Origin of the sequence: Desulfuromonas sp. DDH964 (assembly GCF_001611275.1) — a bacterium.
Taxonomy (GTDB): domain Bacteria; phylum Desulfobacterota; class Desulfuromonadia; order Desulfuromonadales; family DDH964; genus DDH964.
Genome location: NZ_CP015080.1, coordinates 2,465,931 through 2,482,924 on the forward strand (window position 1 = coordinate 2,465,931; position 16,994 = coordinate 2,482,924).

The window sequence follows — 16,994 nt, forward strand, 5'->3', positions numbered from 1 at the left end:
AGGCAACAGTCGGCCACAGAATGCTGGTTAGCGGCGAAAAAATCAAGGGCAGGCACGTCGATTTAGTGACCTCCAGCATTAAGAATCCTCGTGGTTCGGTCCCGGAGAACCTTTGGATAGTTCTGATTTATAAACCGTCAGGGTCTCCGCCACCATCCGCTCCAGGGTGAAGTTTTTCGCCACAAAGTCCCGTAACCCGGCAAAAGAAGTGAGCCGGGCTCGGAGGATCAGGTCCGCGAGGAGGGCGGCCTCCCCCGGCGGGAAGAGGTAGCCGGTCTCGCCGTCCCGGACGATATCGACCACACCGCCATGATTCGTTGCCAGCACCGGCGTCTCCATTGCCAGCGCCTCGGCGGCGGCGCGCCCAAAACTCTCCGGTTTCTTTGAGGCGGAGACGACCAGATCGCTGAGGGCGTAGATTTCCGCCACCTGTCGCTGGCTGCCGGTAAAACGGATGTACTCTTCTGCTCCGGCGCTGGCAATGCGCTGCTGCAGCTGCCGGAAATAGGTCTGTTTGTCCTCCCGCACCCCACCGACGATCAGCCCGAGGACTTCGGGCAGGACCGTCTTGACCCGGACCAGGGCGTCGATGAAGGTTTCATAGTCCTTGAGCTGGGTGATGCGGCCGACACTGGTAATGACGTAACGCCCCTCGAGCCCGTATTCCCTGCTGAAATTCTCCTGGAATTGGCGGTCAAGTTGGCCCGGATCGAACCGCACCAGATCGACCCCCCTCGGAATGACCACCATTTTTTCGGTGGGAACGCCGTAGTGGAGCTGCACATAGTCGCGGATGGCGCTGCTGACACAGATCACCCGGTCCCCGAAGGTCATCACCCGGCTGTAGGCATTGACACTGTTGAAGCCGTGTACCGTGGTGACAAAGGGAAGCTGCAGGGAGCGGTTGGCGAGCCAGCCGAGCCAGGCCGGAACGCGGCTGCGCGCGTGCAGGATATCGGGACGGAGATTTTCCAGCAGCCGTCGCAGCTGCACCACCCGCAGCGGAGCGGTGAGCGGATTCTTGCTGCAGAGGTCGAAGCTGATATGGCGCCCGCCGTCCGCCGCGATCTGCGGGGCGAGGTTTCCTCCGGCGCTGAGGACAAGGCTGTCATGCCCGAGCCTGACCAACTCCCGGCTCAGCTCCACCACCCCCCGTTCGACCCCGCCTTCGTTCAGTTCCGGCAGCAGCTGGATTATCCGCATAGCCGAACCCCTTGCAGCAGCGCCGCGAGATCGATCTTTTCGTCGCAGTCCCCGAGGGTGCCGTCGAAGATGTGCAGGCAGCCGCGCTGCGCCAGGGTGGCAACCATGGTCCCGACCTTGTTGCGCGCCCCGGTCGATTGCAGGGGGAGGACCTCGACCCGCGCCGCGCCGAAGCTGACCGCCTCGCTGATCATCGAAGTCGAGTCCTCGGTAACGAAGACGTAGTCGCTGAGCGCCAGAAAGTCGGGGATCGGGTTGATCGGCTCCCGCGAGTAGAGGACCCGGCGCCGGAAGGGGAAGGTCTCAAGGAGCGCCTCCACCGCTGCCGGGGTACGCCGAGAGCTGGTCACCAGCAGATCGGCGCCGGGAAAGAGGGCAAAGATCGCCTCGATCTGGCTGCGCAGGGTCTCCGGGTCCATCTGAAAATGCCGGCTCGGGCCGCCGATCACCAGGGCGACACTCGTCTTTCCGGGAACGGCCGCGACCAGCCCCTGCGGACGCGGCCGGCAGAGGTTGATCGGCAGGGTCAGGATATTGGCGCGCTGCGGCGGCCGATCGTGGGCCTGGGCCAGGATCAGGTCGAAATCGTAGCGGTAACCGCGGGGGAGCATGATGGCAGCGACCGGCACCCCGAGTTGCCGCGCAATCACCTTGGCCGCGTAGTAGGTGGCGGAACCGGCGGCAGCCACAGCGCAGCAGTCAGGCAGCGCTCCCTTGACCTGGAAAAGGTGCGGCGAATGCAGCCCGCAGCGATCCAGAAGATAGGAGAGCCCCTTGGCGCCGGCGAAGGCAAAGGCGACCTCGCGCACCGCGGCCTGCAGCCCGAGCAGGTCGGCAAAGGCCAGCGACTGGTTCAGGTGCCCGGGCTTGCCGTCGCTGAGGACCAGCAGCGTCCGGCCTCTGATGTCGGTGCCTGGAATCAAAAAGGTTCCGCCTCGTCGATGAGCATGACCGGGATATTGTCCCGGACCGGGTAGCTCAGTCGGCAGGCCTGGCAGACCAGGGCCGACTCGTCGGGCCGGGGCTCGACCGGCCCCTTGCATTTGGGACAGGCGAGGATTTCAAGAAGCTTTTTGTCAAGACTCATGCCACCTCCTTGCCATGCAGGCAGTTCTCTATCATGGCTGCGAAACGCTCCGGTGCGTCGAACACGATCTCCAGCGGCAGCTGGTAACAGGGGACGGGGAAGTCCGCCCCTGTTAGCTTGACGCCGTCTTTTTCCGTGGTCACCAGGCAGTCGGCCTGCCGCGCGGCGGCGCTGAGCTGCGCCCGCAGTTCCTGGCCGTAGCTGGCGTGATCGGGCAACGGAAAGGTCGCCACCAGTACCATCCCGTGCGCGGTCAGGGCGGCGAAAAAGGCCTGGGGATCGGCGATGCCGGCAACGGCCACCACCCGGCGCCCGGTCAGTTCCGCCAGTGGCCGGGGTTCACCCTTCAGATCAATGGCCGCTGCCGCCAGCTGGTGCCGACAGCAGAGGGTCGGCTTCTCCACTGGCAGAACAGGGAGATCGCCGCCGCAGTAGCGGGTCAAGAGCAGCAGGTCGGCCCGCTTCAGGGCCGCGGCCGGCTCGCGCAGGCGCCCGGCCGGCAGCACCCGGCCGTTGCCGAGGGGGCGCGCCGCATCAAGAAGGACGATATCGAGATCGCGGACGACGGCGAGGTGCTGAAATCCGTCATCGAGAACCACCACCTCGGCGCCTTGCCGGACGGCGGCTGCGACCGCGACGCGACGGCGGGGGTTGACCAGCACCAGCGCCCGCGGATTGCGCCGGGCAAGCAGATAGGGCTCGTCGCCGGCGGCCTCCGGGCCGACGATCGGCCCACCTCCCCTGCTGACCAGCCCCTCCCCCTCGACCCCGGCGCCGCCATAACCGCGGCTGACCACGGCCACGCGCAACCCGCGGGCGAGGAGGAGCTTGACCAGGTAGTCGGTCACCGGCGTCTTGCCGGTACCGCCTACCGCCAGGTTGCCGACGGAAATCACCGGGACCGGTGCCCGGTAGACCGGCAGCCAGCGCCAACGGTAGCAGGCGACCCGCAGGCGCCCCAACAGGCTGAAAAAGAAGGCTGGCAGCCGCAGCAGAAACAGCAGGGCCTGCTGCGAAAAGGAATTCGCGCACCCCTCGATCAGGCGCCGATGCCATCCCCCGAGATCAGCCATGCGCCTCCCCGAGCAGGCCGGCAATGACCCGCAAGGTGTGCGCCGTCGCCCCGGCGTTGGCGGCCAGCAGGTCGCGTCCCTTCGCCCCCATCGCCTGGCAGGCCTGGGGAGAATCGAGCAGTTTTCCAGCCTCCCGTGCCAGGCTCTCGCCATCGGCCACCTGGATGCCGCCGCCGACCACCAGCAGCAGCCGGGAGATTTCCTTGAAGTTATGCATGTGCGGGCCGAACAGGACCGGTTTGCCGACCAGCGCCGCCTCGAGGACGTTGTGCCCGCCCACCGGTACCAGGCTGCCGCCGACAAAAACCAGGTCGGCGACGGCATAAAAACGGAGCATTTCTCCCAGGGTATCGCCGATCAGCACGGCGCCGGGGCTAAGCCGCTCCGGGCGCCCTTCGACCTCGCTGCGCAGCACCCAGGGGAGCCCGGCCGCGCCGAGCATCTCGGCCACCAGGCGACAACGCTCGGGATGGCGCGGGACCAGGATCAGGACGGCCTGGCGGCCACTGGCGAGGAGTTGCCGGTAGGCGGCGACCACCGTCTCCTCTTCCCCGGCATGGGTGCTGCCGGCGACCAGGACCTTGACCTCGGGAGAAAGCTGGTAGCAATCCCGCAGGCGCAGAACCTCAGCCGCGTCCGGCAGCGGCGCCTGCATGTCGAACTTGAGGTTATGGGTGACCTCGACCCGCCCGGGGTCGGCCCCCAGCTGTCGGATCCGTTCGCCGTCCAGCTCCGACTGCATGCAGAAGGCGGAAAACTTCGCCAGCAATGGCGCCATCAGGGGGCGAATGCGCCGGTAGCGGGGGAAAGAGCGGTCGGAGAGGCGGCCATTGACCAGCACCACCGGGATGCCGAGACGATGGCCGAAACGAACGAAATTGGGCCAGATTTCGGTTTCGACAATGATCAGCATCGCCGGCTGCACCTGTGCCAGCACCCGCCGCACCACCCAGGAGAGGTCGAAGGGGAAGAAGAGGCAGAGGTCGGCTTCGCGCACCGTTTCGGCCACCGCATGGCCGGTCTCGGTCATATTGCTGATCAGTACCGCCGCCTCGGGATAGGCCTCTTTCAGCGCCCGCACCAGCGGGATGGCAGCCCGGGTCTCGCCGACGGAGACGGCGTGCACCCAGAAGACCCGCCTGCCGGCGAGGGGCGCGAGGCGGTCGGGCGCAAAGAAGCCGATCCGTTCGCGGATACCGCGCCGGCTCTTGCCATAGCGCAGGCCCCGGAACAGGTAGTAGGGGACCAGCACCAAGCTCGAAGCGAGGAGCATCAGGTCATACAGCAGATACACCGAAAGCCTCCAGGCAGGCCCGTGCCTGCCGGTCATTCTCTTCCATCGCCTCCTGCAGCCGGGCGAGAAAGGCCTCCCGGTCTTCGCCGCGCTGATGGCAAACCGGCGCCGCGTAGCGGAAGATTGCCCGGCTGAAGGGATAGGGGAGCAGAAAGCGGTCCCAGGAAGCAAAGCGATGGCCGCGGCTGCAGGCAAAGGCGAGGGGAATCACCGGCCGGCCGGTAATCCGGGCCAGTTCCCCGACGCCGGGCTTGATCCGGTGTCGCGGCCCCTTCGGGCCATCGGGGGTGATACCGAGATCGAAATCCTGCCGGCCGAGCTCCACCATCTCCCGGAAGGCCTCCCGCCCCCCGCGGCTGGAAGAGCCGCGCACGGTACCGAGACCGAAGTGCTTCAGGGTGCGGGTCAGAAGTTCGCCGTCCCGGGAGGCGCTGATCAGGACCTTGGCGCCCGGTCCGTGGTAGACCTGCGGCATCATCAGGAGCTGGTCGTGCCAGGAGGCGAGGATCACCCGCTCCCCCCGATCCCAGTAGCCGCGCGGACCTTCCTCGCCACGAATCTCGATGCGCATGCTGGCATGGAGCAGCAGGATCACCGGGGCGGCCAGCGCAGGCGCCAGAGCGAGCAGCAGCCCCTCGCCGAGGCGCGATTTCATGACGACTCCTTGAACTGCATTTCATAGAGGCGCCGGTAGAGCCCGCTCACCTCCAGCAACTCCTGGTGGCGGCCGCACTCGACCACCCGCCCCGCTTCGAGGACCACGATACGATCGGCATTCATGATCGTCGACAGCCGGTGGGCGATGACGAAGGTGGTCCGGTTGCGCATCAGGTTGGCCAGCGCCTGCTGAACCATCGCTTCGCTCTCGGTATCGAGGGCGCTGGTCGCCTCGTCGAGGATCAAGATCGGCGCATCGCGCAGAATCGCCCGGGCGATACAGAGCCGCTGGCGCTGACCGCCGGAGAGGCGCAGGCCGCGGTCACCGATGGAGGTCTCGTAGCCATCGGGGAGTTGCCGGATAAAGTCATCGGCATAGGCGAGGCGCGCCGCCTCCTCCACCTCGGCCTCGCTCGCCGCGAAGCGCCCATAGCGGATATTGTCGCGGATCGTTTCGTTGAAGAGGAAGGTCTCCTGGTCGACCAGGGCGATATTGTCGTGCAGGTTCTTCTGGCTCATTTCCCGCAGGTCGCAGCCGTCGACGAGAATCCGCCCGCCGGTGGGATCGTAGAAACGACAGAGCAGTCCCGCCACCGTCGACTTGCCGGCGCCGGAGGGTCCAACCAGGGCGACCACTTCGCCGGGGGCGGCCGTGATCGAGAAATCCCTGAGCACCGGCTCATCGTCATAGGCGAATTCGACATTTTCGAACCGCACCGCGCCCTGGATCCGTCCTGGCGATTTCCCCGCGGCGGGGTCCTGGATCGTCGAGCGTTCCTCCAGCACTTCAAAGACCCGCTCCGCTGCCCCCATCGCCTGCTGTACCATGTTGTTGGTGCGGGTCAGGCGCTTGAGCGGAGTGTACATCAGCAGGATCGCGGTGAGGACGGAAAAGAGCTCGCCCTGGGTCATCGCCCCCGACATCACCCGGGCCAGCCCGAACCAGAGGACGCCGGCCACCCCGAAAGCCGAAAGGATTTCGATCATCGGCGAGGAGCCGGCATCGTACTTGATCACCTTGCGGATGAATTTGTAGAATCGATCGTTGACGGCGAGGAAGCGGCTTTTTTCGAACTCTTCGGTGCCGAAGGCCTTGATCACCTTGATGCCGGAAAAGGTCTGTTCCAGAGAAGTCGTCAGGATCCCCATCGCTCCCTGGCCGCTGCGGGAATAACCCTTGATTTTTTTGCCGATGAAGGAGGCCGGCCAGCCGGCGACCGGAAGAACGATGAAGGCGATGGCCGCCATCTTCCAGTCGGTGTAAAAGGCCACCGCCGTCAGGGCAACCAGGGTCACCCCTTCCCGCATGATGTTGACCAGCACATCTGAAACCGCCCCCTGCATGACGCCGACATCATTGAGGATCCGGGACATCAACGTTCCCGCCGGGGTGCGGGAGAAAAAGCGCATCGGCAGATCGATGGCATGGCAGTAGAGTTCATTCCGAATCCGCTGGATGACCAGCTGCCCGGTGGTCTTGATGAAATATTCCTGGACATAGCGGGAGCCCCCCTTGAAAAAGGCGAGGCCGAGCACGAGAAAGGGGACCAGGGCGACCATGGTGCGGTCACCGGCGACGATCAGGCGGTCAACGAAGGGCTGAACCAGTTTGGCGGTGGCGGCATCGGTCCCGGCAACCCCCAGCGAGGCGACGATCGAGAGCGCGATGCGCCAGCGGTAGGGCCAGGCATAAGCGAAAAGCCGGCGGTAAAGGGTCAGGCCCTGCTCTTTCACGAGGTCCCTTTCGTCTTGCTGTTGGTAATCATTTCAACGGCAATCTCCGCCACCCGCCGTGAACATCCGGGGGCGCCGAGGCGCTCGCGAACGGCAGCGAGGCCGGCCAGGGCGTTTTGCCGGTAAGTCTCGTCCTGCAGCAGGCGCTCTATCTCCGCCACCAGGGCCTCCGGAGAGGCGGCATCCTGCAGAAACTCGCGGGCCACCTCGCGGCCGGCGACAATGTTGGGCAGGCCGAAGTGGTCGATTCGGATCAGCCGCCGGCCTACTTCGTAGGTCAGGGTGGCGCCCTTGTAGAGGATCGCCAGCGGCGTTCCGGCGAGGGCGGCCTGCAGGGTCACGGTACCGGAAACGCAGAGAATCGCGTCGCAGGCGGCGGCGACATCGTAGATATTCGCTTCGACCAGAGCGATGGGGAGACCGGCCGCGGCAATCCGTTCCGCCAGAAAGTAGCGATCAACCCCCGGGGCCACCGGCATCAGAAATTGCCTGGCCACACCACCCTCGCGGAGCCGCCGGGCACTCTCCAGCAGAGTGCCGAGCATGTAGCGGAGCTCGGCGGCGCGGCTCCCCGGGAAGAGCCCGACTACCGGCAGCCCCGGATCTAGGCCATGGCCGCTGAGCAACTCCGGCCGCTCCTGCTCCCGCCGATATTCGTCAAGGAGCGGGTTGCCGACATATTCCACGTCGAGTCCGAGCCCCTGGTAGAGAGCCGGCTCAAAGGGGAAGATCACCGCCAGCTTGTCGACCCGGGCGGCGATGGTCCTGACCCGTCCCCGCTTCCAGGCCCAGACCTTGGGACCGATGTAGTAGAGGACCGGGATGCCGGCCCGCTTCGCTTCCCGGGCAAAGCGGAGGTTGAAGCCGGGATAGTCGATCAGGATCACCAGGTCGGGACGCTGCGCCCCCTGCAGGGCGTCCCTGAGCCGACGAAAGGCGCGCCGGATCGTCGCCAGCTTGCCAAGCACTTCCACCAGCCCCATCACCGCCAGTTCTTCGGCCGGGAAGATGATTTCACACCCCGCGGCCGCCATCCGTGAACCGCCGATACCGAAAAAGGAGAGCCCGGGATCGACATCCCGGGCTGCCCTGATCAGGTTGGCGCCGTGCAGGTCGCCCGAGGCCTCGCCGGTGACAACCAAGGCCCGCCGCAGCCTTCCCATCTGGTTCATGGACGGCTCCGCATCCATCGCCTCAGCGCGCGATCCCCCGCTGGCTGTTGCGGATGAAATCGACAAAGAGCGCCAGTTCCGGGCTCTTCTCGAGTTCGCTGTCGATGCGGGCCAACGCCTCTTCGAGGCGCAGGTCACTGCGGAAGACCAGCTTGTAGGCGGTCTTGATCGAGCGCAGGACTCCTTCCGAATAGCCGCGCCGCTTGAGGCCGACGATATTGATCCCTACCGTCTTCGCCCGGTCCCCCTGGGCGATGGTGTAGGGCGGCACATCCTGGGCGACCATCGAGCCGCCACTGATCATGGTGTGGCTGCCCACCCGGGTAAACTGGTGCACCGCCGAGAGCCCGCCGAGGATGGCATGATCATCGATCTCGACATGGCCGGCCAGGGTGGCACAGTTGGCGAGAATGACGCGGTTGCCGACCCTGCAGTCGTGGGCGACGTGCGAGTAGGCCATGAAGAGGTTGTCATCGCCGATCACTGTCTCGCCGCCGCCGTCCTCGGTGCCGCGATGGATGGTGACGAACTCGCGAATGGTGTTGCGGTCGCCGATCTTCAAAAAGGTCTCCTCGCCGTGGAACTTGAGATCCTGGGGGACGGCGCCGACCGAAGCGAACTGGAAGATCCGGTTATCGCGGCCGATGGTCGTCGGGCCTTCGATGACGGCGTGGGGACCGATGCTGGTACCGGCAGCAATGCTGACCCGGTCGCCGATCACCGCATAGGGCCCGACGCTGACCCCCTCTTCCAGGGTGGCACCGGGGTGAATGATGGCCGTGGCATGAATCATCGTCGTCACCCTTCCTTGGGGGCGAAGGTTGCCTTGAGATCGGCTTCCGTCACCAGCAGATCGCCGACGTAGGCTTTGCCGGAAAAGCAGTAGAGCCCGCGCCGGCAGTTGGTCAGTTCGAGCTCCATGCGCAGCACATCCCCGGGAACGACCGGGCGCCGGAAGCGGGCATTGTCGATCCCGGTGAAATAGGTGACCTTGTCCGGTCCGATCTTGTCGGAAATGATGGCGAAGACGCCACCGACCTGGGCCATCGCCTCGATAATCAGGACCCCGGGCATCACCGGATGGCCCGGGAAGTGCCCCTGAAAGAAGGGTTCGTTGATGGTGACATTTTTGATCCCGACCACGCGCTTCCCTTCGACCAGCTCCTCGATCCGGTCGACGAGGAGAAAGGGGTAACGATGCGGAAGAATCTTCATGATCTGCAGACTGTCAAGTTTCATCCTTGGCTCTTCTCCTTCAACAGCGTTTCCATCTCATCGAGCTGCCGGCGCAGCCGGGTCAGCTCCTTGCGCATTTCGGGCAGCTTGGCAAAGCTCATCGAGGCTTTCAGCCATTCGCGGTGGGGCATCGCCGGCGAACCGGAGAGCACCTGGTTCCCCTCGGTATTCCCCGCGATCCCGCTCTGGCCGCCGAGCATCACGTTGTCGCCGACCTTGATGTGGCCAACCACCGCCGACTGGCCGCCAAAGGTGCAGTGGTTGCCGATCACCGTGCTGCCGGCGATACCGACCTGGGCGACGAGGATCGTATCTTCGCCGATGGCGACATTGTGCCCGATCTGCACCAGGTTATCGATCTTGGTGCCGCGCCCGATCCGGGTCACCCCCATGGCAGCGCGGTCGATGCAGCAACAGGCGCCGACCTCGACATCGTCCTCGATCACGACAATGCCGACCTGGGGGATCTTGTAGTAACGGCTGCCGTCCGGGGCGAAGCCGAAACCGTCGGACCCGATCACGGCGTTGGGCTGCAGAATGACCCGGTCACCGAGCCGGCACCCTTCGCGTACCACCGCGCCGGCATGCAGCAGAGCGTCGGCTCCCACCTCCACCCCGGCATAGAGGACCACCCCGGGATGCAGGATGGTGCCGCGACCGATACGGACCCCGGGCCCGACCACGCAGCCGGGGTGGATCGTCACCTCCTCCGCCAGATGGGCCGAGGGATCAACGCACGCCCCGGCCATCACCCCCTGCGGCTGCGGACGGCTGGGCTGCAGGCAGGTCAGGATTTTCGCGAAGGCGAGATAGGGGTTGGCGCAGACCACCAGCGGCAACCCGGGGCTCTCGATCCCGGCGCTGACAATGGCCGCCGCCGCCCGGGTCTCGGCCAGGCGCGGCAGATATTTGGGGTTGGCGACAAAGGTAATCTCGCCGGGTCCAGCGCTGTCGATCGGCGCGACGCGGAGAATCTCGAGCCGGTCGTCCCCCACCACCTTGCCGCCAACCAGTTCCGCCAGTTCCTTGAGGGTCGCCATCATCCCCCCTTACTTCCCGGCGCCCTTCTGGAACCGGGCATCGAACTCTTTGAGAACAATGGCGGTGAGATCCACCTTGTCGGCACCGTAGATGATACCGCCGCTGTTGCGCTCGACAACCAGGTCGTAGCCATCGCGCTTGGCAATCTCCTGCACCAGGTTAACCAGCTTCTCGATGATGCGGTTGGTGTGGTCGCTGTCCTGCTGCTGCAGCTCCTCCTGAACATCCTTGGTGAAACGCTGGAATTCCTTGAGCTTCTGCTGGTAATCGCGCTCCTTGGCGTCGCGCGCCTCGGGCGAAAGGAGGACCGCCTGCTTCTCCAGATCCTCCTTGAGCTTTTTCAGCTCCTGCTGCCGGCTGTCGATGACCGACTCGTATTCCTTGACCTTGGCGGTGATCTTCTCCTTCGCCGCCTTCCCCTCGGCGGAGAGGTTGAGCGCCTTCTGCAGGTCGACGAAGCCGACCTTGGTCTCGGCAGCCGAGGCGGCGAGAGCACCGAAGAAAATCAGGGACAGGGTCAGGATCAGCACCTTCTTCATGACGAACTCCTTGCGGGATAGGGTGAAAACCTAAAAGAAATTACCGATGGAAAATTCGAACTGGGAGGCGCCCTCCCCTTCCTTTGGATCGAGGTTCTTGCCCCATTCGAGACGGAGCGGACCCAAGGGGCTGAACCAGCGGATGCCGGCACCGACACTGGAACGCATATCGGTAAAATAGTCCTGGTCTTCACTCCAGGCGTTGCCGGTATCGTAGAAGAGCACCCCCTTCAGGCCCAGATCCTTGACCAGGGGAAAGAGATATTCAACGTTGAAATAGGCGTCCTTGGTGCCGCCGATGTACTCGAAATCTTCGCCGGTGGAGAGAACCGCCCCGGTTACCGGATCGACACTGTTGCCGACCCGTCGCACCCGCGGCCCGACCTCCCGTGACTTGAAGCCACGCAGGGTCCGGATCCCCCCCAGGTAGAAACGCTCGTCGATGGGAATCTCGCGGCCACCCACCTGGGCGACATAGCCGACCTGGCCGTGAATGGAGAAGACCGTCCCCCAGAACCAGGGCCAGAAATGGCGATGATCGAGGATGGTCCGCGCAAAACGGTCGGTGCCGCCGAGGCCGGCATATTCAATGGAAAACTCGGAGACGCCGCCGCGGCTCGGGTCGAGCCGGTAATCGGTCGAGTCCCGGCTGACCGAGGCGTAGATGGAGGAGAGGGATGACTGCCCAGCCTGGTCCTTGATGGTCCGGGACGCGTTGGGGTCGACATCGTAGAGATCCTTCTGCTCGTACCGGTAGATGAAGAAGGCCCGGGAATTATCGGTCAGCGGAAAACCGAGCTTGATGTCGCCCCCGGTCGCCTTCTTGCTGAAATCGGTCCATTCGCGATCGGTCTTGTAGAGGTCCCCACCGAGGGAGAGGTTGCGATCCAGGAAATAGGGATCGAGCAGCCCGAGCTGGTAGGTGGTGCTGGTGCCACCAATCGACCCGGAGAGGTTCAGCTTGAGGCCGCGGCCGAGAAAATTGGCCTGGGTGATCGATCCCTGGCCGATAAACTTGTCGACGGAAGAATAACCGAAGCCGAGGCTGAAGGTTCCGGTCGGCTTCTCCTTGACGGAAATATCGATATCCATCAGCGCTTCCTCCGGCCCCTTGGCGGTCGCCAGGTTGACCTCCTCGAAGAATCCGAGGTTGTTGAGCCGGCGCCGGCTCTCCTTGAGGGCGGTGGCGCTGTAGAGGTCCCCTTCGACCAGTTTCATTTCCCGGCGCACCACCTTGTCCCGGGTCTTGGTATTGCCGGAGACGCGAATCCGGTCGATATGTACCTGGAACCCCTGCTCGATATCGTATTTCAGGTCGATGGTGCGCTGGTCGGGATCGGTGGTGGAGAGGGGTGCGACGTTGACGTAGGCGTACCCCTGATCGGCGTAGAGGTCGTTGATGGTGGTAATATCCTGGCGCAGCAGTTCCCGGCTGAAGACATCCCCGGCCTTGAGCTTGGTCAGGGCGAGGATTTCTGCGGCCGGCTTGATGAGGTCTCCGGCCACCTCGATCTTGCCGACGTGGAACTGGGGGCCTTCCTCGATGACGATCAGGATATCCATGTAGCGATTTTCGTCGACCAGGGTGATCTGCGGCTTGCGCACCTTGACCTGGACATAGCCCTGATTGAAATACTGGTCGGCCAGAAGTTCCAGGTCGTTGTCGAGAAGGTCTTCGCGGTAGGTGCCACGATCGGTCAGCCAGGAGAGGAACCAGCGCTCTTTGGTCTGCATCACCTTGCGCAGCTTGCGGTCGGAAAAGACCGTATTCCCTTCAAAGCGGATCGTATCGATCAGGACCTTTTCCCCCTCCTTGATGGCCAGGGTCAGGGTCGCCTCGCCATTGGTTCCAGCGACCAGTTCCGGTGTGATGACCACCGCGTGGTAGCCCTCTTCGACGTAGGCCTTGCGAATCGCCGTGGTACTCTGTTCGACCAGGCGCGGATTGTAGATATCGGGAATTTTCAGGCTGATCAGGGTGCGCAGTTTCTCTTCGGTGAACTCCTTGTTGCCAGAGAAGACCACCTTGCGCAACAGTGGACGTTCGACCAGCCGGTAGGTGAGGATAGTGGCGCCCCCCTGTTCGGTGATATCGGCGCTGACATCGGTAAACCGGCCGAGCTTGAAGATCGCCTGGATATCCTTGTCGATCGCGTCCAGGGTTACCGTCTGCCCGGGCTGCACCGAAATGACAGCGCGCACCGCGCTCGGTTCCACCCGCAGCACCCCTTCGACCTGCACGGCGCTGATCAGGTAGGGCTGGGCCCAGGCTGCGACGGGGAGCCAGAGGAGTGCCAGCAGCATGAGCAAACATTTCAACATACAGAAAAAACTCCTGAAAATCCGCTGCCAAAGGGCGTCATTATAGAAAATGCCCGCCAGCGTGTAAACCAAAAAACTAGCAATCGAGCAACCCGTCGCGCATGCGGATAATCCGGTCCAGCCGTCCGGCCAGCCGTTCACTGTGGGTAACGATGACCATGGTCAGACCATGGCGCCGGTGCAGCTCGTCGAGCAGGCGATAGATCTCGTCGCTGGTGCCACTGTCGAGATTCCCGGTCGGTTCGTCGGCGAGGAGCAGCCGCGGGGACATCACCAGGGCACGGGCGATGGCGACGCGCTGCTGCTCGCCGCCGGAGAGCTGCCCCGGCTTGTGATCGAGGCGGTGCGCAAGGCCGACTTCGCGCAGCAACTCCTCGGCCAGGGCACGGGCCGCCGCCGGACTTTTGCGGGCCACCAGCGCCGGCATCATGACATTTTCGAGGGCACTGAACTCGGGGAGGAGCTGGTGAAACTGGAAGACGAAGCCGACGCTACGGTTACGAAAGGCATCGAGGGCCTGACCGCGCAGTCGGGCAAGGTCCTGCCCGGCAAAGGTGACGGTGCCGGCGGTCGGCCGGTCGAGGGCGCCGAGGATATGCATCAGCGTGGTCTTCCCCGCCCCGGAGGCACCAACCACGGCGACCCGCTCCCCGGCGCGGATTTCGATATCGATGCCGCGCAGCACCTCGACCACCCCGCCGGCCGTCGCAAAGCTCTTCGCCAGGCCGGTAACCCTAAGCAGGCTTGTTGCCACCGCCTCAGTCATAGCGCAGCGCCTCGGCCGGGTCCATCTTCGCCGCGCGCCAGGCCGGGTAGATGGTGGCAAAGAGCGAAATCCCCATGGCGACGGCAATCACGGCGAGCACGTCGCCGGAGTTGACCACCGAGGGGAAGGTATCCATGCCGTAGACACTCTGGTCAAAAATCTTCACGTGCAGCAAACTCTCCAGTCCCTTGATGATCGGATCGGCATTCTTGGCCAGCAGCAGGCCGAGCAGGGTACCGAGGAGGGTGCCGACGGTGCCGATAATCAGCCCTTCGAGGACAAAGATCTTCATGATGCTGCGGGCATTCGCCCCCATCGAGCGCAGGATGGCGATGTCCTTGTGTTTTTCCATGACGACCATGATCAGCGTGGTGCCGATATTGAAGGCGGCGACCAGAACGATGATACCCAGGACAATGAAGAGGCCGAGTTTTTCCAGCTTGAGGGCGGAGAGAAAGGAACCGAAAAGGTCCTCCCAGGAACGCACCACGTAGGGGAAGGAGAGCTCCTGCCGCAGTTCGGCCGCCACCGGACGCGCCTGGTCGAAGTTGTCGACCTCGACCTCGATGCCGCTGGCGCGGTCCTTGGCATCGAAGAAGGTCTGCGCCACCGGCAGCTGGATATAGGCAAAATAGGTGTCGAGAAAGCCCCCGCGCTGCCGAAATATGCCGACGATCCGGAACGGTTTCATCTTCGGGATCATGCCGAAGGGGGTAATGGTGAAGAGGGGCGGGATAACGTTGATCGACTCACCCACCGCCACCCCGAGGGTGGTCGCGGTGTCGAGGCCGATGATAATCCCCGGCAGACCGTCCGTCGCCTGGAAGAGCAGCTCCTCGGCACTCTTGCCATCCAGGGTGAGAAACTTCTGCTGAAAGATCTTGTTCCCTGCCTCGATCCCCTTGACGTTGACCGCCGCGACATTGCCGCGGGAGAGGAGCATCGCCTCCCTGGAGGCAAAAGGGGTGGCGGAGGTGACATGGGGGAGTTGGCGGATCGAGGCCGCTACCTCCTCGTAACCGCTCATATCGGCGCCCTGTTTCTGTACCAGGACATGGGGAATGTTACCGAGGATCTGCTTGCGCACCCCATCGTGAAAGCCGGTCATCACCGCCAGCACCACGATCAGCGCCGCCACCCCCAGCGTCACCCCGGCGATGGAGATGAAGGAGATGACCGAGATGAAGGTCTGTTTGCGCTTGGCCCGCAGGTAGCGCAGGCTGACAAAGAGTTCGTAGCTCATAGTAGGTCCGGGACGCGGAACGCGGGACGAAAGGGGGTGGTTTCGACGTGGGGAACCTTCGCGTCCCGCCTCCCCCGTCCCCCGCTGCGGTCAGTTCTTTTCGGGCCGCAACTGCGGAAAGAGGATGACGTCGCGGATCGAGGCCGAATCGGTGAGAAGCATCACCAGCCGGTCGATGCCGATCCCCTCGCCCGCCGTCGGCGGCAGACCATGCTCGAGGGCGCGGACATAATCCTCGTCCATGGCGTGGGCTTCCTCGTCCCCCGCCTCTTTTTCGGCCAGCTGCTTGAGAAAACGCTCCTTCTGGTCGTCGGGGTCGTTAAGCTCCGAGAAGGCATTGGCCAGTTCGCGGCCGACCATGAAGAGCTCGAAACGGTCGACGACCTCGGGGTTGGCGTCATTGCGCCGGGAAAGGGGCGAAACCTCGGTCGGGTACTCGGTAATGAAGGTCGGATGCCAGAGCTGCGGCTCGGCGACGGCGTCGAAGAGCTCGGTCAGCAGCTTGCCGTGGCCGATGCCAGGCTCCAGCTCCAGACCGATGCTGCGGGCATAGGCGAGGGCCTGCTCCCGGTCTTCCAACGCCGCGGCATCGATGTCGCCGTACTGGATGATCGCCTCGCGCACCGTCAGGCGCTGCCAGGGGGGGGAGAGGTCAACCTCGCGGCCGCCGTAACTGATCTGCAGGCTGCCACAGACCTCGGCGGCGACGTGGCAGATCAGTTCCTCGGTGAGGTTCATCAGGTCATGGTAGGTCGCGTAGGCCTGGTAGAACTCCATCATGGTGAACTCGGGGTTGTGCTGAATCGAGATCCCCTCGTTGCGGAAGTTGCGGTTGATCTCGAAGACTCGCTCGAAGCCGCCGACCACCAGCCGCTTCAGATAGAGTTCCGGAGCGATGCGCAGGAAGAGATCCATCTTCAGGGTATTGTGGTGGGTGATGAAGGGCTTGGCGGTGGCGCCGCCGGCAATCGGCTGCATCATCGGCGTCTCGACTTCGAGGAAGTCGCGCTGCTGCATGAAATCGCGGATCAGACCAATGATCCGGCTGCGCTTGCGAAAGGTTTCGCGGACATCGGGGTTGACGATGAGGTCGAGATAGCGCTGGCGGTAGCGGGTCTCGACATCGGTCAGCCCGTGCCATTTCTCGGGGAGCGGCTGCAGCGACTTGGTGAGCAGCCGCAGGCTGTCGGCCCGCAGCGAGAGTTCCCCGGTCTTGGTACGAAACGGTACGCCGCCGGCAGCGACGATATCGCCAAGGTCGAGCTTCTTGAACTGCTCAAAGGCCGCTTCTCCGATCAGGTCGCGACCGACGTAGACCTGCAACCGGCCGCTGCGGTCCTGCAGCTGGATAAAGGCGGCCTTGCCGAAATCGCGTCGGGCCATGATCCGGCCGGCGACGGCGTAATGGGGCGCCCCGGCTTCCAGAGCCGCCGCATCCTGGTCGGCGTGGGCCGCGTGGATTTCCGCCGCGGTATGGCTGACCGGGCAATCATTGGCGTAGGGGTTGAGCCCCTGGGAGCGCAGCTCGGCCAGTTTGGCGCGGCGCTGAAGGACCAGGTCGTTGAGTTCTTCCATGGTTCGATTCTGCCTTTCCTGCCGGATTCAGGTCGCGGTCGCAGCCCATAAG

At 64.2% G+C, this 16,994-nt stretch carries 16 protein-coding genes; all 16 read right to left on the reverse strand.

The features are described 5' to 3' along the window. Positions 1–78: 78 nt before the first annotated feature. The 16 genes from DBW_RS11355 to lysS all read right to left on the reverse strand — a co-directional run bounded on the left by DBW_RS11355 (position 79) and on the right by lysS (position 16,942). Positions 79–1,203: a glycosyltransferase family 4 protein gene (locus DBW_RS11355; protein WP_066727638.1), complete on the reverse strand. Its 1,125-nt coding sequence runs from the start codon at positions 1,201–1,203 to the stop codon at positions 79–81. Further along, positions 1,194–2,126, reverse strand: a complete 933-nt coding sequence (locus DBW_RS11360) for an ELM1/GtrOC1 family putative glycosyltransferase (RefSeq protein ID WP_066727639.1) — start codon at positions 2,124–2,126, stop codon at positions 1,194–1,196. Before DBW_RS11360 ends, DBW_RS11355 begins: the two co-directional genes overlap by 10 nt. Continuing rightward, a complete protein-coding gene (locus DBW_RS18180; RefSeq protein ID WP_082820317.1) occupies positions 2,123–2,290 on the reverse strand; it encodes a Trm112 family protein in 168 nt (55 codons plus the stop codon). The genes DBW_RS11360 and DBW_RS18180 overlap by 4 nt, the downstream gene beginning before the upstream one ends. Next, positions 2,287–3,363 carry a tetraacyldisaccharide 4'-kinase gene (gene lpxK / locus DBW_RS11365; RefSeq protein ID WP_066727640.1) on the reverse strand — a complete coding sequence of 359 codons (1,077 nt, stop codon included), beginning with the start codon at positions 3,361–3,363 and terminating at the stop codon, positions 2,287–2,289. The genes DBW_RS18180 and lpxK overlap by 4 nt, the downstream gene beginning before the upstream one ends. Further along, complete coding sequence (locus DBW_RS11370; RefSeq protein ID WP_231875326.1) at positions 3,356–4,657, reverse strand: 3-deoxy-D-manno-octulosonic acid transferase; 1,302 nt, start codon at positions 4,655–4,657, stop codon at positions 3,356–3,358. Before DBW_RS11370 ends, lpxK begins: the two co-directional genes overlap by 8 nt. Further along, positions 4,641–5,312 carry a lysophospholipid acyltransferase family protein gene (locus tag DBW_RS11375; RefSeq protein WP_066727642.1) on the reverse strand — a complete coding sequence of 224 codons (672 nt, stop codon included), beginning with the start codon at positions 5,310–5,312 and terminating at the stop codon, positions 4,641–4,643. The genes DBW_RS11370 and DBW_RS11375 overlap by 17 nt, the downstream gene beginning before the upstream one ends. Next, entirely contained in the window at positions 5,309–7,048 is a 1,740-nt protein-coding gene (gene msbA, locus DBW_RS11380) for a lipid A export permease/ATP-binding protein MsbA (RefSeq protein ID WP_082820318.1), read from the reverse strand. The genes DBW_RS11375 and msbA overlap by 4 nt, the downstream gene beginning before the upstream one ends. After that, the gene (lpxB, locus tag DBW_RS11385; RefSeq protein WP_066727643.1) at positions 7,045–8,220 is read right to left on the reverse strand and encodes a lipid-A-disaccharide synthase; all 1,176 of its coding nucleotides are present in this window, start codon (positions 8,218–8,220) and stop codon (positions 7,045–7,047) included. The genes msbA and lpxB overlap by 4 nt, the downstream gene beginning before the upstream one ends. A gap of 22 nt (positions 8,221–8,242) precedes the next feature. Continuing rightward, complete coding sequence (gene lpxA, locus DBW_RS11390; RefSeq protein WP_066727644.1) at positions 8,243–9,013, reverse strand: acyl-ACP--UDP-N-acetylglucosamine O-acyltransferase; 771 nt, start codon at positions 9,011–9,013, stop codon at positions 8,243–8,245. Positions 9,014–9,018: 5 nt separating this feature from the next. After that, on the reverse strand, positions 9,019–9,459 hold the full coding sequence (gene fabZ / locus DBW_RS11395) for a 3-hydroxyacyl-ACP dehydratase FabZ (RefSeq protein WP_066727645.1): 441 nt from the start codon (positions 9,457–9,459) through the stop codon (positions 9,019–9,021). Continuing rightward, positions 9,456–10,499 (reverse strand): UDP-3-O-(3-hydroxymyristoyl)glucosamine N-acyltransferase, encoded by a 1,044-nt coding sequence (lpxD, locus tag DBW_RS11400; RefSeq protein ID WP_066727646.1) that lies wholly within the window; start codon positions 10,497–10,499, stop codon positions 9,456–9,458. The genes fabZ and lpxD overlap by 4 nt, the downstream gene beginning before the upstream one ends. A 6-nt stretch (positions 10,500–10,505) precedes the next feature. Further along, on the reverse strand, positions 10,506–11,036 hold the full coding sequence (locus DBW_RS11405; RefSeq protein ID WP_066727647.1) for an OmpH family outer membrane protein: 531 nt from the start codon (positions 11,034–11,036) through the stop codon (positions 10,506–10,508). Positions 11,037–11,066: 30 nt separating this feature from the next. Then, a complete protein-coding gene (bamA, locus tag DBW_RS11410) occupies positions 11,067–13,358 on the reverse strand; it encodes an outer membrane protein assembly factor BamA (RefSeq protein WP_066727648.1) in 2,292 nt (763 codons plus the stop codon). A 76-nt stretch (positions 13,359–13,434) separates the two neighbouring features. Continuing rightward, positions 13,435–14,124, reverse strand: a complete 690-nt coding sequence (locus DBW_RS11415; protein ID WP_066727649.1) for an ABC transporter ATP-binding protein — start codon at positions 14,122–14,124, stop codon at positions 13,435–13,437. Beyond that, a complete protein-coding gene (locus DBW_RS11420) occupies positions 14,117–15,367 on the reverse strand; it encodes a lipoprotein-releasing ABC transporter permease subunit (RefSeq protein ID WP_066727650.1) in 1,251 nt (416 codons plus the stop codon). The genes DBW_RS11415 and DBW_RS11420 overlap by 8 nt, the downstream gene beginning before the upstream one ends. 90 nt (positions 15,368–15,457) lie before the next feature. Then, on the reverse strand, positions 15,458–16,942 hold the full coding sequence (gene lysS, locus DBW_RS11425) for a lysine--tRNA ligase (RefSeq protein WP_066727651.1): 1,485 nt from the start codon (positions 16,940–16,942) through the stop codon (positions 15,458–15,460). Positions 16,943–16,994 lie beyond the last annotated feature (52 nt).